This window comes from Dyella sp. BiH032 (assembly GCF_031954525.1).
GTDB lineage: Bacteria > Pseudomonadota > Gammaproteobacteria > Xanthomonadales > Rhodanobacteraceae > Dyella_D.
Window position 1 is genome coordinate 2,711,316 of record NZ_CP134867.1, and the last position, 23,754, is coordinate 2,735,069.

Here is a 23,754-nt window from a genome sequence, read left to right on the forward strand (position 1 = left end):
GCCGCTGCTCGAACCGGCCGAGGCCTTGCGCATCATCCTGGAGCGTTGCGCTCCGCTGCCGGTGGAGACCTGCCGCACCGTCGATGCCATGGGGCGCGTGCTGCGGCACCCGATAGCCAGCACCTCCGCCTTGCCGCCGTTCGACAACTCCGCGATGGACGGCTATGCGCTCGGCGGTGGCGCCGGCATCTTGCCCGCCGGCAGCGAATGGCCGGTCGTGGGCGAGCAGGCGGCGGGCGACGGCGTGCGCGACGGCGCCCGCGGCGCCTGGGAAATCATGACCGGCGCGCGCGTGCCCGACGGGCTGGATCGCGTCATTCCGGTGGAACAGATCGAGCGGTTGGACTCGCCCGCGCGCGTGCGGCTGCTGGCCGAGGTGGCGGCGGGCCAGAACGTGCGCATGGCCGGCTCCGACGTGGCCGCGGGCGACGTCGTGGTGGCCAAGGACACCGTGCTGGGGCCGCAGCATCTGATGCTGCTGGCGGCGCTGGGCGTGGCGACGGTCCAGACGAGCGTCCGGCCGCGTGTGGCGGCGTTCTGCACGGGGCGCGAACTGGTCGATGATCCGGCCGCGCCGCTGACGCCAGGGCTCATCCGCAATTCCAACGGTCCGTTCATGGCGGCACGGATACCGCGCGCCGGCGCCGAGCTGGTGCATGCCGAAACGGTGGGCGACGAGGTGGATGCCTTCGTCGCGGCGGCTGATCGCGCACGCGAAGCCGGCGCGCGCGTGCTGATCTCCACCGGCGCGGTGTCGATGGGCCGCTATGATTTCGTGCCCGCCGCGCTGGAGCGGCTCGGCGCGGAGGTGCTGTTCCACAAGGTGGCGATCCGCCCCGGCAAGCCGCTGCTGTTCGCACAGCTGCCGGACGGCACGCTGTTCTTCGGGTTGCCCGGCAATCCGATCGCAGTGGCGGCGGGGCTGCGTTTCTTTGTGGAACCGGCCTTGCGCGCCATGCTCGGCCTGCCGCGCGAGCGGACGTGGCGCGTGCCGCTGGCGGCGGCCTTCGCCAAGAAGCCGCGCCTGCATTTCTACTTGAAGTCGCGCCTGGCGATCGATGCGCAAGGGCAGCTTGCCGTCACCGTGCTGCCGGGCCAGGAGTCCTACCGCATCCGGCCGCTGGCTGACGCCAACGCCTGGGTCACGGTGCCCGCCGATGCCATGGAGCTGGCGGCCGGCACCCTGGTGGACGTCCGCGGCCTGGGTCACCTGGAAAGCCCGCAGTGGGCGTGGAGCGAGGCATGAAGGTGCGGATCGCGCTGTACGGCGCCCTGCGCGAGGCGGATCCTCGCGGTTACCTCGAGCTGGACGTGCCGCCGGGCAGCACCATTGCGCAGTTGCGCGAGCTGCTGGCCGCGCACGTGCGCGAGCATGCGCCGGCGGTGAATGCGGGGCTGGTACGGATTTCCGCGTTCGCCAACGCCGAGGAAATCCTGCACGGCCATCGCGACGTGCCCGAAGGCCAGGAGCTGGCGGTGCTGCCGCCGGTGAGCGGAGGTTGAGCATGGAGAACAGCATGGAAGACATCCGCGTCGCCGTAGTCGAGCGCAGCACCGCCGCGCTGGATGTGGCCGCGGCGCTGGAGTTCGTTTCCGATCCGCGCTTCGGCGGCATCGCCGTGTTCGTGGGCAAGGTGCGCAACCACAACGTGGGCCGGCAGGTGACCGGCATCAGCTACGACCTGTTCGAGCCGCTGGCGCTGCGCATGTTCCGCGCCATCGGCGAGCGGGCGCGCGCGGAAGTCGGCGCGCCGCTGAAGCTCTACATCGCCCACGCCAAGGGCAAGCTGCAGTTGGACGATCTGGCGGTGGTGGTGGCCGCGGGCACGCCGCATCGCGACGAAGCGTTCCGCGCGTGCCGGCTGGCGATCGAGGCGGTCAAGCACGAAGCGCCGATCTGGAAGCAGGAGCACTACGTCGACGGCGACAGTGCCTGGAGCGAAGGCTGCTCCCTGTGCGAGGAGGATCGTCACGCCGGCGCGGACCACGGTCGGCAGGCCGGGCATGGGCACGGACACTGAGCCGATGCACTGCGTCGGCGTCGTGCTGGCCGGCGGACTGTCTTCGCGCATGGGGCGCGACAAGGCCTTGCTGGCCTGGCAAGGGCGGCCTCTGATCGAGCGCCAGCTGGCGGTATTGCGCGCCGCGGGTGTCGACGAGGTGCGCGTCAGCGGCGATCGCGCCGCGTACGGCGGCATCGCCGACGCCATCCCTCAGGCCGGCCCGCTCGGTGGGCTGGCGGGCGTGGCGCGGGCCCAGGCGGAGGACGTCGATCTGCTGGTGGTTCCCGTGGACATGCCGCTGCTGCAGGCCGGCCTGCTGCAGCGCCTGCGCACTGAACGGCCGCAGGCGCGCAGCCTGGGTTTCGTCAGCCACGTGCTGCCGTGGCGACTGCGCCTTGACTCGCGCAGCCGCGCGGCGCTCGACGAGCTGCTGCGGCAGGACGACCCGCGCCGCCGGTCGCTGCGCGTGCTGCAGGCTACGTCCGGGCATGAGGAAATCCCGCTGACGGCCGCGGAGGCCGCGCAGCTGGCGGACTGCAATACCGAAGCCCAATGGAACGAGGTGACCGGATGAAGGTGCAGTTGCAGGAACAGTCGCTGCGCCTGCGCATCGACGAGGCCGAGCTCTCGCGCTTGCTCGATGGCTTGCCCGTGGACAACCAGACCCGCTGGCCGGATGGAAAGACCGAGCGCCAGCAACTGGTCCTGGGCACGACATCCGGCTGGCGGCGCGAGGACGACGGCTGGCGCGTCACCCTGGACGACGCCGAGGTGCGCGCCTTTGCGCAGCGCCTGCCCAGCCGCGATGGTCTTTCGCTGATCCTGCCGGTGCCCGGCGACGAAGCCTTGCAGGTGCTGTTCGACGTCGATGTGCGCGACAGCGTGCGTCATCGCCGTGGCGGCAAGGAGGGCAGGGCATGAAATGCGCAGCATGGATGAAACGCTGGCTGGCGCCGCTGCTGATGTGTGCCGGCATGACGGCCCTGGCCGCCGACGCGCCGGTGCTGCGCGTGGCGTACGCCGGCTCGATGGGCGTGGTGATGGACCAGTCGCTGGGGCCGGCCTTCGCCAAGGCGCACGACGCCACCTATGAAGGCGTCGGCCAGGGTTCCTACGCGCTGGCACGCCTGCTTGCGGCGAAGCAGATGCAGGCGGACGTCTTCGTGGCCATCACGCCGGGGCCGGTGAAAGTGGTGCAGGCGGCGGGGCTGGCCACGCGCGCGGTCCCGGTCGCCAGTACGCGCATGGTGGTCATCTACAGCCCGGGCAGCCGCTTCGCCGCCGATTTCGCCGCGGCCGCGCACGGCGGGAAGCCGTGGTACGAGGTGCTGCGCCAGCCGGGCCTGCGCTTCGGCCGCACCGACCCCGCGGTGGACCCGCAGGGCGCCAATGCCTTGCTGACGCTGCAGCTCGCGGAGCGCTATTACAAGCAGCCCGAGCTGCTCGAGCAGATTGCCGGCGACCTGCAGAATCCCAGTCAGATCTTTGCCGAACCCTCGCTGATGTCGCGCCTGCAGGCCGGCCAGATCGATGCGGCCATCGGCTACGCCAGCGCGGCGTACTCGCATCACTTGCCCATCGTGGCGCTCCCTGACGAAATCGATCTGGCCCAGCCGTCCATGCAGGACGCCTGGTACGGCAAGGCAGGCTTGACCCTGGCGGACGGCAAAAAGCTGCAGGCGCAGCCGCTGGTGTTCTACGCGACGGTGCTCCGCAACGCGAAACAGCCGGCGCTGGGCGCCGATTTCGTCAAGCTGCTGCAGAGCGCCGAAGGGCAGGCGGCCTTGCGCGAACGCGGCTACGACCCGCCGCACGGCGACGCGCTGTGACGCCTTCGCCCGACGCCGCGTCCATGCCGTGGCGCCCGCGGCTTTCCGCTGCGCCGGCGCTGCTGGCCGTAGGCCTGCTCGCCTTGCCTTTCGTGGGCCTGCTGCTGGCCACCGACTGGCGCCACTTCGGGTTCGCCGAGGGCGATGGCGGCGCGGTACGGGTCTCGCTGGGTTACAGCCTGCTGGCGCTGGTGCCGATCGTGGCGCTGGGCACGCCGCTGGCCTGGTGGCTCGCACGCCATCGCATGCGGGGGCAGTGGCTGGTGGATGCACTGCTGCTGGTCGCATTGCTCACGCCGCCGCTGGCGATGGGCCTGCTGCTGGCCGCCATGTACGGGCCCTATGGTCCGGCTGGCCATCTGCTGGAACGGGCCGGGTTGCTGCTGACCAATTCGGCGCCGGCCTTCATCCTGGCGCAGTTCTACGCGGCGCTGCCTTATTACGTGATGGCCGCGCGCACGGCATTCGAGGGCGTGCCGCGCGAGCTGGAGCAGATCGCGCTGACGCTCGGTTATTCGCCGTGGCGCAGCTTCGTCCATGTCAGCCTGCCGATGGCGCGGCTCGGCCTGGCGGCCGCGGTGGCGCTGGCCTGGGTGCGCGCGCTGGGCGAATTCGGCGCGGTGCTGATCGTGGCGTATTACCCGCAGGGCATCCCGGTGAAGCTATGGGTGAACCTGCAGAACGTAGGGCTGGATGCGGTGTATCCGCTGCTGTGGGTGTTCTTCCTTGCCGCGCTGCCCTTGCCGCTGGCCTTGGGCATGGCCGTGCGCAGGCGGCTGTCGTGATGCTGGTCGACTACCGCATCGAGCAGCCGGTACGGCTGCATGCCTGTTTCGAGGTGGAGGGCTTTACCGTCCTGCTGGGCGCCAGTGGTGAAGGCAAGTCGCTGCTGCTGCGCGCCGTTGCCGGCCTGTTGCCGGCGCGCGGCGAGCCGTTCGGCGGCCTGCCGCCGCAACGCCGCGCGGTGGGCTATCTGCCCCAGGGGCACGCGTTGTTTCCGCATCTGCGTGCGTGGGAGAACGTCGCTTTCGCACTCCATGGCCCGCGCCGGCGCGAGCGTGCGATGGAGTGGCTGGAGCGCGTGGACATGGCCGCGCTGGCCGAGCGCTGGCCCGCTTCGCTGTCCGGCGGACAGCAGCAGCGCGTGGCGCTGGCGCGGGCCTTGGCACGGCGTCCGCGCCTGCTGCTGCTCGACGAACCGACCTCGGCGCTGGACCCGGTCACGCGCGACGACGTGATGGCGGAACTGATCGCGGAAGTGCACGAGGCGGGCATTCCCGCGCTGGCCGTCAGCCACGATCCGGCGCTGGCCGCCATCGCCGATCGGCTGGTACTGATGCACGGCCGGCGCGTCGTGCAGGCGGGCACGCCGGCGGAGGTGTACGCGCAGCCGGTCAGCGGCGCGGCGGCGCGCCTGCTCGGCTTGCGCAACGTGCAGCCTGGCGTGATCGCCGGCCGGCCCGGCGCACAGCATCTGCAATGGCCGCAGGCGGACGTGCTGCTGCCGGTGCGTACCGGATTTCCCGACGGCACGGCGGTGGACTGGCACATCGCGCCCGCCGCGGTACGCGTGCATCCGGCTGCCGCGGCGCCGACCGACGCGATTCCTGCCACGTTCGAGCTGCGCCAGACCGGCGTGCACGGCAGCCATCTCGGCATGCGTTGCGGCGAGGCCCGGCTGTGGGCGGAGGCGCCCGCCGGTTTCGACCCCGCGGCGGCGGCCATGCTGTCGCTGCCGCCGGAGGCCATCCGCTGCTGGCCTGCCGGCGATGCCTGACTTCGCGGCTGGCCGGTGCGGGACGGTGCGCCTATGATCGACGCCGCGTTGGTTCCCCACGTATAGCGACATCCGATGAGCAGCTCCCCGAAAGACGCCCGCGACGACAAGAGCATCCAGCCGTACGAGGGTCCGGCCGGCGGCTGGGGTGCGCTGCGGGCCGTGGCCAAGGCGGTGCGCGAGCAGATGGCGGTGGGGCGTTCCGTGGACGCGCTGCAGCGGGTGAACAAGCCGGCGGGTTTCGATTGTCCGGGCTGCGCCTGGCCCGATCCGCGCCACACCTCGTCGTTCGAGTTCTGCGAGAACGGCGCGAAGGCGGTCACCTGGGAGGCCACCTCCAAGCGCACCACGCCGGCCTTCTTCGCCGGCCACACGCTTGCCGAGCTATGGCAATGGAGCGACCACGCGCTGGAGAACGAAGGGCGCCTGACCCATCCGATGGCGTACGACGCGGAACAGGACAAGTACGTGCCTGTGTCGTGGGACGAAGCGGCGCGGCGCATCGGCGCGGCATTGCAGGCCTTGCCCGATCCGCGCATGGCGGAGTTCTACACCTCCGGCCGCGCCTCGAACGAAGCTGCCTTCCTGTACCAGCTGTTCGTGCGGGAGTACGGCTGCAACAACTTTCCCGACTGCTCCAACCTGTGCCATGAGGCCAGCGGCGTCGGCCTGACCGAGGCGATCGGCGTCGGCAAGGGCACGGTGTCCCTGGAGGATTTCGAGCACGCGGACGCGGTGTTCTGTATCGGTCACAACCCCGGCACCAATCATCCGCGCATGCTTGCCACGCTGCGCGAGGTCTCGCTGCGCGGCGCGCCCATCGTGGTGCTCAACCCGATGCCCGAGCGCGGCCTGGAGCGCTTCACTTCGCCGCAGGACCCGGCCGAGATGCTGACGGGCCGCTCGGTGCCGATCGCCTCGACCTATTTCAAGCCGAAGATCGGCGGCGACGTCGCCACGCTCAAGGGCATGATGAAGTGGCTGCTGGAAGCCGACGCCGGCGATCTGGCGGCGGGCGGTCGCGGTCTGCTGGATCGCGCCTTCATCGGTGAACACACCCAGGGCTTCGACGCGCTGGCGGCCGATCTGCGTGCCACCGCGTGGGAGGACATCGAGCGCCACTCCGGCCTGGCCCGTGTGGAGATCGAGACCGCCGCTGCGATCTACGCTCGCGCCGAGCGGGTGATCATCTGCTACGGCATGGGCATTACCCAGCATCGCCACGGCGTGCAGAACGTGCAGCAGTTGGTCAACCTGCTGCTTCTGCGCGGGAACATCGGCAAGCCGGGCGCCGGCATCTGCCCGCTGCGCGGGCATTCGAACGTGCAGGGTGATCGCACCGTCGGCATCACCGAGCGACCGGGCGCCGCGCTGCTCAACGGCATCCGCCGCGTGTACGGATTCGAGCCACCCACGGAGCCCGGGCACAACGCGGTCGAGGCGGTGCGAGCCATCGCCGAAGGGCGGTCGAAGGCGCTGGTCTGTCTCGGCGGCAATCTCGCGGTGGCGATGTCCGATCCGCAGAACACGTTGCCTGCGATGCGCAAGCTGGACCTGGCGGTGCACATCGCCACCAAGCTCAATCGTTCGCACCTGATTCCCGCGCGCCAGTCCTTTCTGCTGCCGTGCCTGGGGCGTACCGAGATCGACTTGCAGGCCGGCGGGCCGCAATCGGTGACGGTGGAGGACTCGATGTCCATGGTGCACGCCTCGCAGGGGCGGCTGCGGCCCGCATCGGAACACCTGCGCTCCGAGCCGGCGATCGTCGCGCTGCTGGCGCGCGCGACGCTGCCGACATCCAAAGTGGACTGGGAAGGCATGGTGGCGGACTACGACCGCATCCGCGCCGGCATCGAGGCCGTGCTGCCGGCGTTCGCCGGTTACAACGAACGGGTACGCGTGCCGGGCGGCTTCCATCTCGACAATGCCGCCGGCCGACGCGAATGGAACACGCCGCAGGGCAGGGCGCGCTTTCTCGTGGCCCGCAGTCTTGGCGTGGAGCAGGGCGACGCGCGCGGCGATCTGCTGAAGCTGGCGACGATCCGCTCGCACGACCAGTACAACACCACCATCTACGGCTTGAACGACCGCTATCGCGGCATCGCCGGGCGGCGCGACGTGGTCTTCGTCCATCCGGACGACCTCGCCGAGCGCGGCCTGCGCGCCGGCGATCGCATCGACATCGAAGCCGGCGGACCGGATGGCGTACCGAACGGGCGCGCGGTGCGCGGCTTCGTCGCGGTGGCCTTCGGCATCGCGCGCGGCTCGGTGGCGATGTACTACCCCGAGGGCAACGGACTGCTCGCGCTGGAAGATCACGATCCGCGCTCGGGCACGCCCGGCTACAAGTCGATCCCGGTGCGCCTGCGCGCATCGTCCTTGCCTGCCGTGGTCGAGGCCTGATCGTGGAGCATCCCGTGGAGCATCCCGGCCTCGCGCACCGCGCCGTCATCGTCCGCCAGGAGGGCGGCGAGCGGGAAGGCGAGGACTGGCTGGCCGAGGAGGCACCCATCGAGCTGCGCTACAACGGCGAGGCCTTCGCGGTGATGATGGCGACGCCGACAGACCTGGAGGATTTCGCCTACGGCTTCTCGCTGAGTGAGGGCCGGGTGGCGCACGCGGGCGATCTCCGCGGGGTGACCGTGAGCGAACAGCTGGAAGGCTACGTCGTCGACATCGACGCGCCGGCCGCCGTGCCGATGGATGATGCCTCGGCCCGCCTGATGCCCGGCCGCAGCGGCTGCGGCCTCTGCGGCAGCCGTCACCTGGAAGACGTGCTGCGCCCGATCCCTGCGTTGCCTGAGGGGCCAGTGCTCGCGCCCGGCGCCTTGGAGACGGCGCTGGCGGCGTTGGCTGCGCACCAGCCGCTCAATCGCCGGACCGGCGCCGTGCATGCGGCCGCCTGGGCGTCGCTCGAGGGCGAGATCCTGCGCGTACGCGAAGACGTCGGGCGGCACAATGCGCTGGACAAGCTGCTCGGCGCCTTGAGTCGCGAAGGCGTGGCGATGGATGGCGGCTTCGTGCTGGTCACCAGCCGGGCCAGCTACGAGATGGTCACCAAGGCCGCCCGCGCAGGCGTCCGCGTGCTGGCGGCGATCTCCGCGCCGACCGCGCTGGCGGTGACGCTAGCCCGCGCCAGCGGACTGACCCTCGCCGGTTTCGTTCGTCCGGGACGCTATGTGGTGTACAGCCAGCCCGAGCGGCTGCGCGAGGCGCCGCCCTGAAAGCGTGTGTCATCGATGGAAGCGTCTTTCCGAGCGATTCGGAAATGTGCGGGCGATCCCACTTCGGTGTTTCGTACTCCTCAATCCGCACAATCTGACATCCGTTGTAGGGGAACCCCTACATACAGCCAGAGGACTCCCCGGGAAAATATCTCCTGTCCGGTCAGTCAGGCTTTCTGCCGACGCCCCGGACTCATGGATTACGGTCGCTCGCGACCGCCGGCCCCAGGGATGGGGCCCTTTTTTTGTCCGGCGCCAGCGGATGGCGGCTCAACCCGCTAGGCCGGTTCCCTTTCCCCTGGATGAATCGAGGCCATGATGGCTACCGTAGATTTCCGCACCGACCCCGCCGTTTCCGAAAAGTGGAAGACGCGCTTCGCCTTCTTCGAGCAGTTCGGCGCCCCCAGCACGCAGACCTACAAGGACGAGCTGAAGAAGCTCCCCTTCAAGGAGAAGCTGCTGATCAATACGAATCTCTTCGCGTTCTTCTTCGGCGTGATCTACATGGCCATCATCGGCCTGTGGAAGAAAGCCCTGGTCGTGCTGGGCATGGCCGTCGCCATCAACGTGGTGCTGTACATCCTCCACGTGCCGGCGCCCATCTCGCGCGGCGTCGGCTTCGGCTTTGCCGCCCTTTGCGGCTTGTGCACCAACTACGCCCTGTACCTGAAGAAGGTGAAAGGGCAGGACGGTTGGAACTTGTTCGAAGGGATGCGCTGGTAAGGGTTTCTCCCTCCGTAACGTATGCAAAAAAGCCCGGTTTGAGCCGGGCTTTTTCATGGGCGCGGGCGTTCCGGCGCTTTTCGCTATGCTGCGCTCCATCTGGCGCACGGCCAGCGGACTGCGAAGGAATCCGGCATGACCACGGGACGTCTGACCGATCTGGCCCACGGTGGCGGTTGCGGCTGCAAGCTCGCGCCCTCCGTGCTCCAGCAATTGCTTGCCGACAAAACGGCGACTCTGCCGTTCGCGCAACTTTTGGTGGGCACCGAATCCAGCGACGACGCGGCCGTGTGGCAGGTGGACGAACGCACCTGCGTGATCGCCACGACCGATTTCTTCATGCCGGTGGTCGACGACCCTTACGACTTCGGGCGCATCGCCGCGGCCAATGCGCTGTCCGACGTGTATGCCATGGGCGGCAAGCCGATCATGGCGCTGGCCATCCTCGGCATGCCCCTGGGCAAGCTGGACGTGGAAACGGTGCGCGCCATCCTCGCCGGCGGCGAGTCGATCTGCGCACAGGCCGGCATTCCAGTGGCGGGCGGCCATTCCATCGATTCGGCGGAACCGATCTACGGCCTGGCGGCGATCGGCCTGTGCACGCCGGCCCAGGTGCGTCGCAACGCGGGCGCACGGGCCGGGGATGCGTTGATCCTCACCAAGGGCATCGGCGTCGGCATCTACTCGGCGGCCTTCAAGAAACAGGCGCTGCCGGACGACGCCTACGCGGAGATGATCGCGTCCACCACGCTGCTCAACCGCATCGGCCACGAGCTGGCCCAGGACGAGGACGTGCACGGCATCACCGACGTCACCGGCTTCGGCCTGCTCGGGCATGGCATGGAAATGGCGCGCGGCAGCGGCGTGCGCATGCGCATCGAGCAGGCGCGCGTGCCGTATCTTGCCCAGGCCGAGGCGCTGGCCGTCGCCGGATATGTCACCGGCGCATCCAGGCGCAACTGGAGCAGTTACGGCGAGGGCGTGGTCCTGCCGGCCGATCTGCCGGCCTGGCGCCGCGATCTGCTTACCGACCCCCAGACCTCTGGCGGCCTGCTGGTGGCGTGCGGCGCGGAACGGGCGGAGGCGATCCGGGCGAGGATCGAGGCCGCGGGCTATCCGCGCGCCAGCATCATCGGTTCGATCGAGGCGGGGGCGCCGGGCATCGAGGTCGTTTGAAGCCTTCGTTCGCCGTTTGGCGGAAGAGAGTGGGAGTCGAACCCACCCGAGACAGTCTTGTCTGCCTCACCCGGATTTGAAGTCCGGACGCCCCACCGGAGACGATTCTCTTCCAAACGACGCTTTCGATCGTGCAGCTCCAGTCCATGCGGCCCCAGTCCATGCGGCTTCGCTCATGGCGGTTGCCGCGGCGCGGTTTCGAACAGGTCGAGATAACGCGCCTGGATCCTGCGCAAGGTGTGGCGATTGAGCGTGACGCCTTGCCGGTCGAAAAATTCTAGTATCTGGATCGCCACTTTACGACCGTTGTCCAGGCGGTCGCGGAACTGCGCCGCGGTGAAGCGCCCGTCGACCGCCTGCGCGGCGAGGTCGGCGGCGATCAGCGCCATCTCCTGCACAGTGGTGCGGAGGAAGAAGTGGTCGTGTGCCACTTCGTCGACGAGGCCTAAGCGCGCCGCCAGTTTCAGCAGTTGCCGCACGTCTTGTTCCGGCCGCGCCAGGAGGCCGGCGAGATCGCGCACGCGTGGCGGTCGAAAGCGGGCTTCGCCGCCCAGCAGCGGCGCGATCGCCTGCCATGAAGCGTCATCGTGCGCGCTCAGCCGCAACACGTGGCCGGACAGGCGGACGAAGGCGCCGTCGCGAACCACCCGGCCGGCGAGATCCGCGTGCTGCAGGGCAAGCGCGAACGCAGCCGCGGGCAGGCGCGGTTGCAGTGCCGTGCGCAGGCTTTCCCGGCCGATGCCCTGCAGGTCCGGGTTGGCGGCATGGAAGGTTTCGAGGTGCGCCACCAGTCCGTCCGCGAAGTGCTGCCAGCGCTCGCGGCCGATCGCGATGCGCGCTTCGCCCGCGGCGAGCACGAGCGGCGAAAGCGCAGCGACGACGGCATCCATGGCTGCCGCGGACAGCGCACGGTCCCGTGCGAACGCATGCATGTCCCAGGCGAAGGGTGGGGCATCGAGCAGGGCGGCGAAAGCGTTCTGCGGGTCATCGATGGACAGCGCGGCACGTTGCGCCTCCCTTTCCGGCGTGCGGCGCTGGCGAGAGGGCGCGCGCAGGTCGATGAACCGGCCGCCGCCGATCGTGCGCCGTGCGGAAACGTCGCGCAGCACGAAACGGTCCAGTGCAGCGGCGGCGATCGGTCGGTCCAGTACGAGCTGGACGTCCGCCGTGCCGCCGGGGCGCAGCTCCTCGCCTTCGAGCGGTATGACGCGGACGCCGACTTCCGCGGCGCCATGATGCAGCCGCGCCGGAAACCAGGTGCCGACCGGCCGGGCTTCGCCGGGCAGCAGGTGCAGCCGGGCATCGATGCGCTCGGCCGGCGCGTGCAGGAAAGGATCGACGACCATGTCGCCGCGGCGGATCGCGTCTTTGGCGATCGCTTCGCCCGCCAGATTGATCGCGCAGCGATCGCCGGCCTTGCCGGTTTCCGCCGGGCGCTGCTGGGCATGCAGCGAGCGCACGCGCGCCGCGAGGCCGGAAGGGCTGAGCATGACCGCATCCTTCACGCGCACTTCGCCGGACAACACCGTGCCGGTGACCGTCACGCCGATGCCGGGCAAGACGAACACGCGGTCCACGGCGAGCCGGAAGCGGCCGTCCGCGGCCTTCGCTTCCTGCGCGCGGGCGGCGGCGACGAGTCGCTCGCGCAAGGTGTCGATGCCGAGGCTGCTGGCCGAGGAGACGGGAAGGATCTCGGCGCCTTCCAGCACGGTGCCGGCGACGGCCGCGCGGATCTGCGCGGTCGCTTCCGCCAGCCGTTCGGGCGTGGCCAGGTCGGCCTTGGTCAGCGCGATCAGTCCGCGGTCCACGCCCAGCAGGTCGAGGATCGCGAGATGTTCGAGCGTCTGAGGCATCACGCCGTCGTCGGCGGCGACGGCCAGCAGGGCGAAGTCGATGCCGCTGGCACCCGCGACCATGGTGTGCACGAAGCACTCATGGCCGGGCACGTCGACGAAGCCCAGCACGGTGCCGTCGTCCAGCGGCAGGTAGGCGAAGCCGAGATCGATGGTGATGCCGCGCGCCTTCTCTTCCTTGAGGCGGTCCGCGTCCACGCCGGTCAGCGCCTTGACCAGCGAGGTCTTGCCGTGGTCGATGTGGCCGGCCGTGCCGATGATCATGCGGAACGCGCGACGAGTTCGCCGGGCAGTTGCGACAAGGTGGCCAGGAACGCGTCTTCGTCGGCTTCGGGCAGACAGCGCAGGTCCAGGTGTAGCGCGCCATCGGCGATGCGTCCGATGACCGGCCGCGACAGGGCGCGCAGTGCGGCGGCGAGCCGTTCCAGCGTGCTTTGGCTGCCGCACGGACGGATCACCAGCGCGGCGCTGCCGAGCGTATCCAGCGGCAGCGCGCCGGAGCCGATCTGGCTGAGGCAATCGCCCGTCGCCACCGTAAAGGCTTCGCCGAGCCGCTCGGCCACTGCGGGCTGGAGGCGGCGGGCCTGGGCGCCGATGTCCGCCTTGCCTCGTGCCAGGAAGCGTAGCGTCGGGAGGCGTTCGGCAAGCCGGTCCGGGTCGCGGTAAAGGTTCAAGGTCGCCTCGATCGCCGCCAGCCGGATCTTGTCCACGCGCAGCGCGCGCTTCAGCGGGTTGCGGTTGATCCGCTCGATCAGTGCGCGGTCGCCCACGATGAAGCCCGCCTGCGGCCCGCCCAGCAGCTTGTCGCCGGAGAAGGTGACCAGTCGCGCGCCTTCGGCCACGGCTTCGCGCACGGTCGGTTCCTTGGCGAGTCCGTAGCCGGAGAGGTCGGCCAGGCTGCCCGAGCCCAGGTCATTCAACAGGGGCACACCGGCGTCGTCGGCGATCCCCGCCAGTTCGCGCGCACCGACTTCCGCGGTGAAACCCTGGATGCGGTAGTTGGACGTATGCACTTTGAGCAGCAGGCCGGTGTGCTCGGTGAGGGCCTCGCGGTAATCGGCCGCATGTGTGCGGTTGGTGGTGCCCACTTCGACCATGCGCGCGCCCGCGCGGGCCATGATGTCGGGCATGCGGAAGGCGCCGCCGATCTCGATCAGCTCGCCGCGCGATACCACCGCCTCGCGGCCGAGCGCGAAGGTGTTGAGGCAGAGCAGTACCGCCGCGGCGTTGTTGTTGACCACGGTGGCGTCTTCCGCGCCGGTCAGGTCGCGGAGCAGGGTGCGCAGATGGTCGTCGCGTTCGCCGCGCCGCCCTTCGGCCAGGTCGTACTCCAGTGCCACCGCGTGACGCATCGCCTGCACCGCCGCTTCGATCGCCGCCTCGGCCAGCACCGCGCGGCCGAGGTTGGTGTGCAGCACGGTGCCCGTGAGGTTGAACAGCGGGCGCAGGGACGGCATGCGCGCTTCCAGCAGTTCGCCGGCGCGCCGCGCCAGTTCGGCTGTGCCGGGTGCCGCGGCGGGCGCATGGCGCAGGCCGGTGCGCGCTTCGTCGATGGCCTGGCGGACAGCGTCGGTCGTGGCGCTGCGCCCGTGGCGTTCCAGCAGAGGTGCCGTCTCGGCTGCCGCCAGGACGGTGGCGACGGCGGGCAGGTGGCGCAGGGAGGTGACCTCGGGTTCGGTCATGCCGCTCGTCCGTTGGCGCCGCCATGCGCTCGGTAGGTGTCGAGCGCGCGGCGGGAGAGTCAGAGTCAAACCGTATGCTGCGTTGCGCGCCGGATGCGGTCAAGGCAAAAGCCATGGTGACATCGCCGGAACGCCGTAGCATGCTGCGCGACGCGGCCGCTTCGCGTCCGTCTCCACCTTGCCCCTCCGCAGCGCGTCCGGCCTGCGGTGCGCGCGGGCAGCCACGTGCCCTGTCAGGGCCATCGTCCCGCGTCATTTCACGGGGGTTGCATGGCCGTCGTCGTTTCCACAGGGCGCACCGCGCGCTGGCTCGTCTTTGCAGCGCTGGCGATCGCCGGCCTGTTCTACGTGAAGTGGCATCCGTACTACGACCGCGCTTTCGTGGCGGCGAGTCAGCATGCGATTGGCCACTCGATCCTTACCGGCGGCGAGGCGGGCGCGCCGGCGCCATCCTGGAGCGCGGGGCTCGGTTATGCGCTGGCTTATGGCAAGGCGATCTGGCAGGCGATGTTGCTGGGCCTGCTGCTCGGCTCGGGCGTGCAGGCGCTGTTGCCGGCGGATTGGGTGCGGCGTGCGCTGGGCGGCCGCGGCTTCGGTCATGTGGTGGCCGGCGGCCTGCTGGCGGTGCCGGGGATGATGTGTACATGCTGCGCGGCGCCGGTGGTCGTCGGCCTGCGGCGGCACGAAGCCTCGCCCGGTGCCGCGATGGCGTTCTGGCTCGGCAACACGATGCTCAATCCGGCCACGCTGGTGTTCATGGGTTTCGTGCTCGGCTGGCACTGGGTCGGCCTGCGTCTGCTGCTCGGCGTGCCGATGGTGTTCGGCCTGGGCTATCTGGTGGAGCGGATGAGCGGGTCTACCCCGCCGGTTCCCGTCGATATCGGACCCGTCGAAGCCGAGCCGCGCTCCTTCGGCGAGGCGCTCCGTCGCTGGGCGCGGATCTTCGCCCGGATGTCCGTGCGGTTGCTTCCCGAGTACCTGGTGATCGTGCTGTTGCTGGGCGCGCTGCGCGCCTGGATGTTCCCGCTGGTGGAGCCGGCCGGCGGCGACGAGTGGTTCTGGATCCTGGCGCTGGCGGTGTCGGGGATGCTGTTCGTGATCCCGACGGCGGGCGAGGTGCCGATCGTGCAGGCGCTGCTGGCGGCGGGGTTGGGTGGCGGGCCGGCAGCGGCGTTGTTGCTGACGTTGCCGGCGGTGAGTTTGCCGTCGTTGACGATGTTGGGGCGGGTTTTTTCGGGGAGGGTGTTGGTGGGGGTGGCGTTGGGGGTGGTGGGGTTTGGGGTGGCGGGGGGTGGGTTGGTGTTGTTGCTGGGGTGGCGTTGATTTTTTTGTGTATTGATTGATGTGGTGTTTCGATGTGCCGGCGTGGGTTGGGGTGAGCTTGCGAACTCCAGCGTCGGGCGCTGACGATCGCCTCGTCTCTATCTACTCGTCATTCCGGCGCAGGCCGGGAAACGGTGCGAGGTGGTCGCCAGCCTTGTCTCGCCCAAAGGGCGAGGGTTTCGCTCTCCTGCCGGAGAGCGAGTTACTTCTTCTTTGCTTGCCCAATCCCCTCAAGGGGGACCTCGAGAAGAAGTAACCAAGAAGAAAGGGCCCCCTGCGCGGCGCCCTCCGGTGGCCTTCGCCACCTCCGGGTGCGTTGAGGGCTGGCCGGGCTTTTCGACAGGGCATCCATGCCCTGATCGAAAAGGCGGGGACGTCCTGTCCCCGCCCCGCTTCGCGGGCCTGATCGTCCAGCCCTCACCGCCGCGAAGGGAACCCGGGAGATCAAGAGCGACACGGAGCGTCGCTTCGCTCGCTCTTGTTTGTTCTTGCCGCGGTACCGCACTTCTCCTTCTCCCCTCCGGGGAGAAGGCGGGATGAGGGGCGGGTGCTTGCGGGGCGTCGCTAAAGCCCGCGGGTGTCGCTAAAGCTGCGCACTAATGCAGGGCGCTGCGCTGAAGATCGTCGGGACTTCTGCCGCTCCCTCACGCCTCCGTCGCATCATCCTCCCCAACCAACAGCAGCGGGTTCGGTGCATGCCGCGCAAACCCGGCTTCCCCGACCAGCATGTCCAGGCCCAGTGAGGCGAGGTCGTCGGCGTAGGGGTCGGTTTGCATGTCGCGGATCTGGTAGAGGAGCTTGGCGTAGGTGTGGCAGTCGCCGCAGGTCTCGGCTTGTACCAGGCCGGGGTCGCCTTCGATGCCCTGCAGGGAGAGGTGGCGGGTGCCGCCGCAGGTGATGCAGACGGCGCGGACGTGGTTCCACGCGGTGGAGCACAGCGAGCAATACAGATAGCGGTTGCCGGGGGTCGAGCCGCTGGCGGTGATCAGGCCGGAGACGGGCGGGGAACCGCAGCAGGGGCACAGGCCGCGTTCTTCGAGCAGGCGCAGGTCGTCGGCTTTGAGCCTGGCGGCGGAGTCGGTGAAGTACACCTGCAAGGCCGCCGCCACATAGACCGCGGCGCCGGCTTCGGCGGAGGAGAGGCCGCCGCGCAGGAAACGGTCCGCGAGTTTTTCGAGCATGGCTTCGTCGGCGCGGTGCAGCTGCGCGATCACGTCGAGAGCGGCGGGCGGCAGCTCGCGGGTGTCGAGGCGATCGAGCAGCAGTGCGAGCCCTTCGCGCCAGGACGATTCGCGGCGATGGCCATCGGCGGCCAGGGGCGGCAGGCGTGCCTCGACGGTGCGGGTCACGGCGGAGGCATCGAGCACGGCGGCCGGTGCGAGCGTGGTCGCCACCTCGTGCTGGGCCATCGACAGCTTCGCCATGAAGCGCAGCCAAGCTTCCATCGGGTGCCCGGCGGCGAGGCGCTCCAGCCGTCGCGCCGTGGCCGCGAAACGCGTCGCCGGGTCGGGCATCAGGATGGGGTCGGGCGCCTTGACGCCGGCGTGGACCGGCCCGGTCCATTTGCCGCTCGGCGGCGCTTCGGCTTGCCTCATGGGCGTTTCCTGTCCTTGTCGTGCTGGCTGGCCGCCAGTTCGAGCAGCCACTTGCGGTGATGGCGCCAGGCCCAGCCGGGGGTGACGTAGCCTTGGGTCATCGCGCGCACCGAGTGGCGCACCCAGATCGCCGCGTACACGTGGATGATCCAGACGATGATCGCCGCGAGCGCCGCCAGGCTGTGGATGAGCGCGGCCGCGCGCTGCGTCGGGATCGACGTGGCCGCGCCGAAGTACAGCTCCCAGATCGCCAGTCCGCTGATGAACAGCACGGGCACCAGCAGGGTCATCGACCAGAACACCAGTTTCTGGCCGGCGTTGTTGCGGCCGACCGGCGGCGTGTGTTCCTCGTCGTTGGCCACGACCTCGCGTATGGATTTCATCCATTCCGCATCGTCGTGGTTCAGCAGGTTCTCGCGCCAGAACTGCACGATCAGGCCGAGGTAGCTGGCCATCAATACCACGCCGATCCACGGGTGGATGGCCCGCGTCGATTCCCCGCCGCCGAACAGTCCGGACAGGAAGAAAAGCACCGGATGGAACATCGACAGGCCCGACAGCACCAGCAGCACGAAGCAGATGGCGGTGATCCAGTGATTGACGCGGTTCGCCAGGGTGTAGCGGATGATCGCGTTCTTCGGGCGCGTCATGACACCTTCTCCTCGCTTTCGCGCAGCACGCGCTCGCCTTCGGCTTCGTCTTCCTCGGTGACCTCGTTCGGGCCGGCACTGATCCAGTGGAAGAAGCCGGCGAGGGCGGCCAGGGCGATGCCGGCCAGGCCCAGCGGCTTGATGAAGCCCTTCCAGGTGTCGACTATCGGGCTGATGCGCGGCTTGTCGGGCAGGCCCGAATACAGCGAAGGTTGGTCGGCGTGGTGCAGCACATACATCACATGCGTGCCGCCGACTTCCTGCGGGTCGTACAGGCCGGCGTTCTGGAAGCCGCGGGACTTCAGGTCGACGATGCGCTCCTCGGCCTGGTGCTTCATGTCGGTCTTGGAGCCGAACATGATCGCGCCGGTGGGGCAGGCCTTGACGCAGGCTGGCTCCAGTCCGACCGAGACGCGGTCGGAGCAGAGCGTGCACTTGTACGACTTGTGGTCCGTCTTGCTGATGCGCGGGATGTTGAACGGGCAGCCCTTCACGCAATAGCCGCAGCCGATGCACTTGTCGCTGATGAAGTCGACGATGCCGTTGGCGTACTGGACGATTGCGCCGGGCGCCGGACAGGCCTTCAGGCAGCCCGGGTCCTCGCAGTGCATGCAGCCGTCCTTGCGGATCAGCCACTCCAGGTTGCCCTGTTCGTTCTCGTGCTCGGCGAACTTCATCAGGGTCCATACGCTGGGCCCCAGGTCGGCAGGGTTTTCGTACGAACCCTCGAAGTGGCCCACCTCCGGGCGCAGGTCGTTCCATTCCATGCAGGCCGACTGGCAGGCCTTGCAGCCGATGCAGCGGCTGACATCGATCAGCTTGGCCACCTGGTCTTCGTGGCTGCGCGCCGACGGCGGCGTCATGGTCGACGCGGAGCGGCGGACATAGTCTTGCGATTGCAGATCGGACATGACTATTTCCTCACGCGGCCGGTGCGGCGGTCTTTTCGACGTTGACGAGGAACGCCTTGAACTCCGGCGTTTGCGTGTTGGCGTCGCCGACGGAAGGCGTCAGCGTGTTGGCGCCATAACCCTTCCTGGCCTGACCGGTGAAGCCCCAGTGGATCGGCACGCCGATCACGTGGGTGGGCTTGCCGTCCACCGCCATCGGCTTGATGCGCTTGGTCACGTAGGCCTTGCAGATCACCTCGCCCCGCTTGGATGTCACCTTCACCCAGCCGCCTTGCTCGATGCCTTTCTCCTTGGCCAGCGCCTCGCCGATCTCGACGAATTCTTCCGGCTGCAGCACGGCATTGATACGCGCGTGCTTGGTCCAGTAGTGGAAGTGCTCGGTGAGGCGGTAGGTGGTCGCCACGTACGGGAAGTCCTTCACATCGCCGAAGGCGCTGCGGTCATCGGCGAACACGCGCGCTGCCGGATTGGACTTTACCTTCGGGTGCAGCAGGTTCTCGGTTGGCGATTCCAGCGGCTCGTAGTGCTCGGGGAAGGGGCCATCCACCATCAGCGTGCGCGCGAACAGGCGGCCCATGCCTTCGGCATTCATGATGAAGGGACCGACGCCGTCGGAGGGTTTCACGGTCGGGCCGTAGTCCGGCACGTCGACGCCCACCCACTTCGTCCCGTTCCACGAAATAACCGGCTTGGCCGGATTCCACGGCTTGCCTTCCGGGTCCGCGCTGGCGCGGTTGTAGAGGATGCGCCGGTTGGCCGGCCACGCCCACGCCCAGTTCGGCGCGATGCCTTGCTCGCGCGGGTCGGTGGCATCGCGGCGGGCCATCTGGTTGCCTTTCTCCGTGAAAGAGCCGGAGAAGATCCAGCAGCCCGACGCGGTGGTGCCGTCGTCGCGCAGCTGGGCGAAGCCGTCCAGCAGCGTGCCGGCCTTGGTGGTTACCGTGTTGGTGGCCGGGTCCACGAGGTCGGCCAGCGCGCGGCCGTTCATTTCCTTGGCCAGCTCTTCCGGATCCGGGTCGATCGGGTTGGTGTATTTCCAGGTGAGGTTGAGGATGGGGTCGGGGAAGGCGCCGCCTTCCTTGCGATACAGCTCGCGCAGGCGGTGGAAGATGCCGGTCATGATCCAGATGTCCGACTTTGCTTCGCCCGGGCCGTCGGCCGCCTTCCAGTGCCATTGCAGCCAGCGTGCCGAGTTGACCAGCGAGCCGTTCTCCTCGGCGAAGCAGGTGGTCGGCAGCTGGAACACTTCGGTCTGGATATCCGCGGACTTGGCCGGGTTCTGCGGGCCGAAGTCCTGCCAGAAGCGCGAGGTCTCGGTATCCAGCGGGTCCATGGTGACCAGGAATTTCAGCTTGCTCAGGCCACGGCGGATCTTGCCGCGGTCGGGGAAGGCCTGCAGCGGATTGAAGCCCTGGCAGATGTAGCCGGTCATCTGTCCGGCATTCATCATCTCGAAGGCCTTGATGATGTCGTACAGCGGAACGTCCAGCTTGGGCAGCCAGTCGTAGGCCCAGTTGTTGTCCTGGGTGGCCGCGTCGCCGTAGATCGACTTCTGCAGGCTCACGAAGAACTTGCGGTAGTTCTGCCAGTAGCTGGTCTGGCCGGGGCGCAGCGGCTTGTACAGCTTCGTCTTCATGTATTCGTCGAAGCTGGTCTCCCGGTCATTGGGCAGGGTGAGGTAGCCGGGCATCTGATTGGAGAGCAGGCCGACGTCGGTCAGGCCCTGGATGTTGGAGTGCCCGCGCAGGGCGTTCATGCCGCCGCCGGCCACGCCGATATTGCCCAGCAGCAGTTGCACCATGGCCATGTTGCGGATGTTCTGCGCACCCACCGAGTGCTGGGTCCAGCCCAGCGCGAACAGGCTGGTGAGCGCCTTGTCCGGCGCGGCGGTGCTGGCGAACAGCTCGCAGATGTGCAGGAACTTGTCCTGCGGCGTGCCGCAGATGCGCGACACCATCTCCGGCGTGTAGCGGGCGACGTGCTGCTTGAGCAGGTTGATCACGCAGCGCGGGTTCTGCCACGTGTCGTCGGACTGCACGTAGCCGTCCTTGTCGAGCGCGTAGTCCCAGTCGCTCTTGTCGTAGGTGCGGGTGTCCTCGTTGTAGCCGCTGAACACGCCGTCCTGGAAGCTGTAACCGTCCTTCACGATCAGGCTGGCGTTGGTGTACGCCCGCACGTACTCATGCTGGATGGCGTCCTTCTCCAGCAGGTAGCGGATCACGCCATTGAGGAAGGCGATGTCCGTGCCCGGCCGGATCGGCGCGTAGTAGTCGGCGACGGAGGCCGTGCGCGTGAAGCGCGGGTCGACCACGACGAGCTTGGCGCCGTTCTCGATCTTCGCCTCGATCACCCACTTGAAGCCGCACGGGTGCGCCTCGGCGGCATTGCCGCCCATCACCAATACGACGTTGGCGTTCTTGATGTCCTGCCAGGTGTTGGTCATCGCACCGCGACCGAATGATGGGGCCAGACTGGCCACCGTCGGTCCGTGTCAGACGCGCGCCTGGTTGTCGAACACCACCATGCCGAGGGAGCGGGCCACCTTCCAGGTGAGGAAGGCGGTTTCGTTGGACGACGCGGAGGCGGCCAGCATGCCGGTGCTGGTCCAGCGGTTGACCGTGGTGCTGGCCGCGTTCTTCGCGATGAAGTGCTTGTCGCGGTCGTCCTTCATCAGTCGGGCGATGCGGTCCAGCGCGAAGTCCCAGGAGACTTCCTTGAACTCGGTGCCGCCGGGCGGGCGATAGCGCGGCGCCTTCAGGCGCGTCGGCGCATGCACCACGTCGAGCAGCGCCGCGCCCTTGGGGCAGAGCGTGCCGCGGTTCACCGGATGATCCGGATCGCCTTCGATGTGGATGATGTTGGAGCGCGCGTTCTTGGCGCGGTCCCCCATGCTGTAGATCAGGATGCCGCAGGCGACCGAGCAATACGTGCAGGTGTTGCGCGTTTCGGTGGCGTGCGTGAGCTTGAAGGGGCGTACGGCGGCCGCTTGCGCCTCCCCTGAAGCTCCGAAACCAAGGACTCCAAGCCCCGATGCCGCCAGGCCTAGGCCGGTGATCTTGATGAACTCACGGCGCGTGAGTGCCATGTGTGTTGCGCTCCCGGATGGTTGGCTGGGCACCGCCCGGTGAGAGGGCGGAGGTGGCTTCGAGAGACTTCGTGGACGACAGCGGATGACTCCGCTGCTCGGGTGGAAATTAGCACAACGGGTGGTGGGCGGGAGGTATCCGAAAGTCGCATCCGTGGCCTTCGGAGAAGGTGTTCGCATACGTTCCTTCCGCATTCGGCGAGGACGCTCCTGCTCCGGCTGAAGACATGGCTCTCGCTAGCGGGCGAGGCATGGTCATGTGTTTCGAATATGACAACGGCGTCGTCTTTCTTTGACGACGTCGCGTATCGGCTGGGGCATGCCGCGCGGTCGCTGTCGATTGGCTCATTGCCACTTGGCGGTTGACGGATTGGTGCACTGCGGTGGTGCAAGTTCACCCACATGCATGCGGTTCTTGGTGCACTGCCTGGAGCCATCCATGGCCGGTTGGACCGTAAGCACCGCATTTTCAACGCGTTCTACCCGTGGCATATGTGTTGCATAGCAACACGACAGAACCCGCGGACGGCAGCGCCGCTTCGCGGGCCGCTCTGTTCTCTCCGGGGAGGAGGTGGCATGTCGGGCAAGGCGACTCGGATCGAGCTGCTGCAATGGCGCACGCCCCAGATGCGTGCGTTCCACCTGAGCTGGCTGGCGTTCTTCGTGTGCTTCTTCGCGTGGTTCTCGGCGGCGCCGCTGATGCCATTGATACGGACCGAGCTGCACCTGGATCCGGGGCAGGTCGCCGACATCGGCATCGCCGCGGTGGCCGCCACGGTGTTCGGCCGGCTGCTGATCGGGCCGTTGTGCGACAGCCTCGGGCCGCGGCGCGTATACACCGGGCTATTGCTGCTCGGCTCATTGCCGGTGTTCGGCATGGCGCTGGTGCACGACTACCCGTCGCTGCTGATCGCGCGCCTGGCCATCGGCATCATCGGCGCGAGCTTCGTAGTCACGCAGTACCACACCTCGGTGATGTTCGCGCCCCAGGTGGTGGGGACGGCCAATGCCGCGGCCGCCGGCTGGGGCAACGCCGGCGGCGGCGCGGCGCAGGCGGCGATGCCGTGGGTGCTCGCAGGCGTGCTCGCCCTCGGCGTGGGGCAGGGGCTGGCCTGGCGGGTGTCGATGTGGGTGCCGGGCCTGCTGATGGTGCTGGTCGGCATGCTGTATTGGACCTGCACGCAGGACAGTCCGGAAGGCGATTACAAAGACCTGCGTGCGCGGGGCGTGGCGGTGGGCGGCGGCAAGCTGGGCGGCTGGGCCGCGTTCAGCGCGGCGGCACGCAACTACCGCGTGTGGTTGCTGTTCGTCACCTATGCGGGCTGCTTCGGCATCGAGCTGTTCGTGCACGGCGTCGCGGCCAGCTACTACGTCGATCGCTTCGGCCTGAGCCTGCGCAGCGCGGGGCTGGCGGTGGGCGCTTTCGGGCTGCTTGCGCTGTTCGCCCGCGCCCTGGGCGGCATCGCCTCCGACCGGCTGGTGCGCCGGCATGGCCTGCCGGCGCGGGCGCGCCTGCTGTGCGTGCTGATGCTGTGCGAAGGCCTGGGGCTGCTGTGGTTCTCGATGGCGCATGAGGCGGGCGGTGCGGTGGTGGCGATGATCTCCTTCGGGCTGTTCACCCACATGGCCTGCGGCGCGACCTACGCCCTGGTGCCATTTATCGATCGCAAGGCGCTGGGCGGCGTGGCCGGCATCGTCGGCGCGGGCGGCAATGTCGGCGCGGTGGCGGCGGGCTTCCTGCAGAAGTCCCTCGGCTCGGTGCAGCTCACCTTTCTCTATTTGGGCGGCTTCGTGATCGCCGGCTCGCTGTGCGCGCTCGCCGTGCGCTTCAGCCACGAGCACGTCGCCGAGGAACGCAGGCTGCGGCTGGGCCAGGCGGACACGCCGGCATCGGCCCTGGCGATCGACTGACGCGGAGGTCAT

20 protein-coding genes and 1 tRNA gene are annotated in these 23,754 nt (G+C 68.7%); 14 read left to right on the forward strand and 7 right to left on the reverse strand.

The window, feature by feature from the left end; translation table 11 throughout:
- The first annotated feature begins 4 nt into the window (after positions 1–4).
- The 12 genes from RKE25_RS12200 to selD all read left to right on the forward strand — a co-directional run bounded on the left by RKE25_RS12200 (position 5) and on the right by selD (position 10,732).
- Entirely contained in the window at positions 5–1,246 is a 1,242-nt protein-coding gene (locus RKE25_RS12200) for a molybdopterin molybdotransferase MoeA (RefSeq protein ID WP_311842385.1), read from the forward strand.
- A complete protein-coding gene (locus RKE25_RS12205) occupies positions 1,243–1,503 on the forward strand; it encodes a MoaD/ThiS family protein (protein WP_311838372.1) in 261 nt (86 codons plus the stop codon). Before RKE25_RS12200 ends, RKE25_RS12205 begins: the two co-directional genes overlap by 4 nt.
- 14 nt (positions 1,504–1,517) lie before the next feature.
- The gene (locus RKE25_RS12210) at positions 1,518–2,021 is read left to right on the forward strand and encodes a molybdenum cofactor biosynthesis protein MoaE (RefSeq protein ID WP_311838373.1); all 504 of its coding nucleotides are present in this window, start codon (positions 1,518–1,520) and stop codon (positions 2,019–2,021) included.
- Positions 2,005–2,577 carry a molybdenum cofactor guanylyltransferase gene (locus tag RKE25_RS12215; protein WP_311838374.1) on the forward strand — a complete coding sequence of 191 codons (573 nt, stop codon included), beginning with the start codon at positions 2,005–2,007 and terminating at the stop codon, positions 2,575–2,577. The genes RKE25_RS12210 and RKE25_RS12215 overlap by 17 nt, the downstream gene beginning before the upstream one ends.
- Positions 2,574–2,924 carry a hypothetical protein gene (locus tag RKE25_RS12220; RefSeq protein ID WP_311838375.1) on the forward strand — a complete coding sequence of 117 codons (351 nt, stop codon included), beginning with the start codon at positions 2,574–2,576 and terminating at the stop codon, positions 2,922–2,924. The genes RKE25_RS12215 and RKE25_RS12220 overlap by 4 nt, the downstream gene beginning before the upstream one ends.
- Positions 2,921–3,832 carry an extracellular solute-binding protein gene (locus tag RKE25_RS12225; protein WP_311838376.1) on the forward strand — a complete coding sequence of 304 codons (912 nt, stop codon included), beginning with the start codon at positions 2,921–2,923 and terminating at the stop codon, positions 3,830–3,832. Before RKE25_RS12220 ends, RKE25_RS12225 begins: the two co-directional genes overlap by 4 nt.
- Positions 3,829–4,617: an ABC transporter permease subunit gene (locus tag RKE25_RS12230; protein WP_311838377.1), complete on the forward strand. Its 789-nt coding sequence runs from the start codon at positions 3,829–3,831 to the stop codon at positions 4,615–4,617. Before RKE25_RS12225 ends, RKE25_RS12230 begins: the two co-directional genes overlap by 4 nt.
- Entirely contained in the window at positions 4,617–5,609 is a 993-nt protein-coding gene (locus tag RKE25_RS12235; RefSeq protein ID WP_311842386.1) for an ABC transporter ATP-binding protein, read from the forward strand. Before RKE25_RS12230 ends, RKE25_RS12235 begins: the two co-directional genes overlap by 1 nt.
- 75 nt (positions 5,610–5,684) lie before the next feature.
- Entirely contained in the window at positions 5,685–8,012 is a 2,328-nt protein-coding gene (locus RKE25_RS12240; protein WP_311838378.1) for an FdhF/YdeP family oxidoreductase, read from the forward strand.
- A gap of 14 nt (positions 8,013–8,026) precedes the next feature.
- Positions 8,027–8,833 carry a formate dehydrogenase accessory sulfurtransferase FdhD gene (gene fdhD / locus RKE25_RS12245; protein ID WP_311838379.1) on the forward strand — a complete coding sequence of 269 codons (807 nt, stop codon included), beginning with the start codon at positions 8,027–8,029 and terminating at the stop codon, positions 8,831–8,833.
- A gap of 315 nt (positions 8,834–9,148) precedes the next feature.
- The gene (locus RKE25_RS12250; RefSeq protein WP_311838380.1) at positions 9,149–9,556 is read left to right on the forward strand and encodes a DUF2628 domain-containing protein; all 408 of its coding nucleotides are present in this window, start codon (positions 9,149–9,151) and stop codon (positions 9,554–9,556) included.
- 135 nt (positions 9,557–9,691) lie between these two features.
- The gene (gene selD, locus RKE25_RS12255) at positions 9,692–10,732 is read left to right on the forward strand and encodes a selenide, water dikinase SelD (protein WP_311838381.1); all 1,041 of its coding nucleotides are present in this window, start codon (positions 9,692–9,694) and stop codon (positions 10,730–10,732) included.
- Between the two features lie 17 nt (positions 10,733–10,749).
- Here the strand turns inward: selD and RKE25_RS12260 are convergent.
- The 3 genes from RKE25_RS12260 to selA form a co-directional block, all read right to left on the reverse strand.
- Positions 10,750–10,846: transfer RNA gene (locus RKE25_RS12260), tRNA-Sec, on the reverse strand.
- Between the two features lie 59 nt (positions 10,847–10,905).
- Positions 10,906–12,849, reverse strand: a complete 1,944-nt coding sequence (selB, locus tag RKE25_RS12265; protein WP_311838382.1) for a selenocysteine-specific translation elongation factor — start codon at positions 12,847–12,849, stop codon at positions 10,906–10,908.
- Positions 12,846–14,267 (reverse strand): L-seryl-tRNA(Sec) selenium transferase, encoded by a 1,422-nt coding sequence (gene selA, locus RKE25_RS12270; RefSeq protein ID WP_311838383.1) that lies wholly within the window; start codon positions 14,265–14,267, stop codon positions 12,846–12,848. Before selA ends, selB begins: the two co-directional genes overlap by 4 nt.
- A gap of 270 nt (positions 14,268–14,537) precedes the next feature.
- On the opposite strand from selA, the gene RKE25_RS12275 reads away from it, so the two are divergent.
- Entirely contained in the window at positions 14,538–15,590 is a 1,053-nt protein-coding gene (locus RKE25_RS12275; RefSeq protein WP_311838384.1) for a permease, read from the forward strand.
- Positions 15,591–16,234: 644 nt separating this feature from the next.
- On the opposite strand, the gene fdhE is transcribed toward RKE25_RS12275, so the two are convergent.
- From fdhE to fdnG, 4 genes are read right to left on the reverse strand one after another with little or no spacing between them, the layout of a single operon-like run.
- Positions 16,235–17,185 (reverse strand): formate dehydrogenase accessory protein FdhE, encoded by a 951-nt coding sequence (gene fdhE, locus RKE25_RS12280; RefSeq protein ID WP_311838385.1) that lies wholly within the window; start codon positions 17,183–17,185, stop codon positions 16,235–16,237.
- Positions 17,182–17,835 carry a formate dehydrogenase subunit gamma gene (locus tag RKE25_RS12285; protein ID WP_311838386.1) on the reverse strand — a complete coding sequence of 218 codons (654 nt, stop codon included), beginning with the start codon at positions 17,833–17,835 and terminating at the stop codon, positions 17,182–17,184. Before RKE25_RS12285 ends, fdhE begins: the two co-directional genes overlap by 4 nt.
- Positions 17,832–18,746, reverse strand: coding sequence for a formate dehydrogenase subunit beta (gene fdxH / locus RKE25_RS12290; RefSeq protein ID WP_311838387.1), 915 nt, complete (start codon positions 18,744–18,746; stop codon positions 17,832–17,834). Before fdxH ends, RKE25_RS12285 begins: the two co-directional genes overlap by 4 nt.
- Positions 18,747–18,756: 10 nt before the next feature.
- The gene (fdnG, locus tag RKE25_RS12295; RefSeq protein ID WP_311838388.1) at positions 18,757–21,831 is read right to left on the reverse strand and encodes a formate dehydrogenase-N subunit alpha; all 3,075 of its coding nucleotides are present in this window, start codon (positions 21,829–21,831) and stop codon (positions 18,757–18,759) included.
- A gap of 576 nt (positions 21,832–22,407) precedes the next feature.
- On the opposite strand from fdnG, the gene RKE25_RS12300 reads away from it, so the two are divergent.
- A complete protein-coding gene (locus RKE25_RS12300) occupies positions 22,408–23,742 on the forward strand; it encodes an MFS transporter (protein ID WP_311838389.1) in 1,335 nt (444 codons plus the stop codon).
- Positions 23,743–23,754 lie beyond the last annotated feature (12 nt).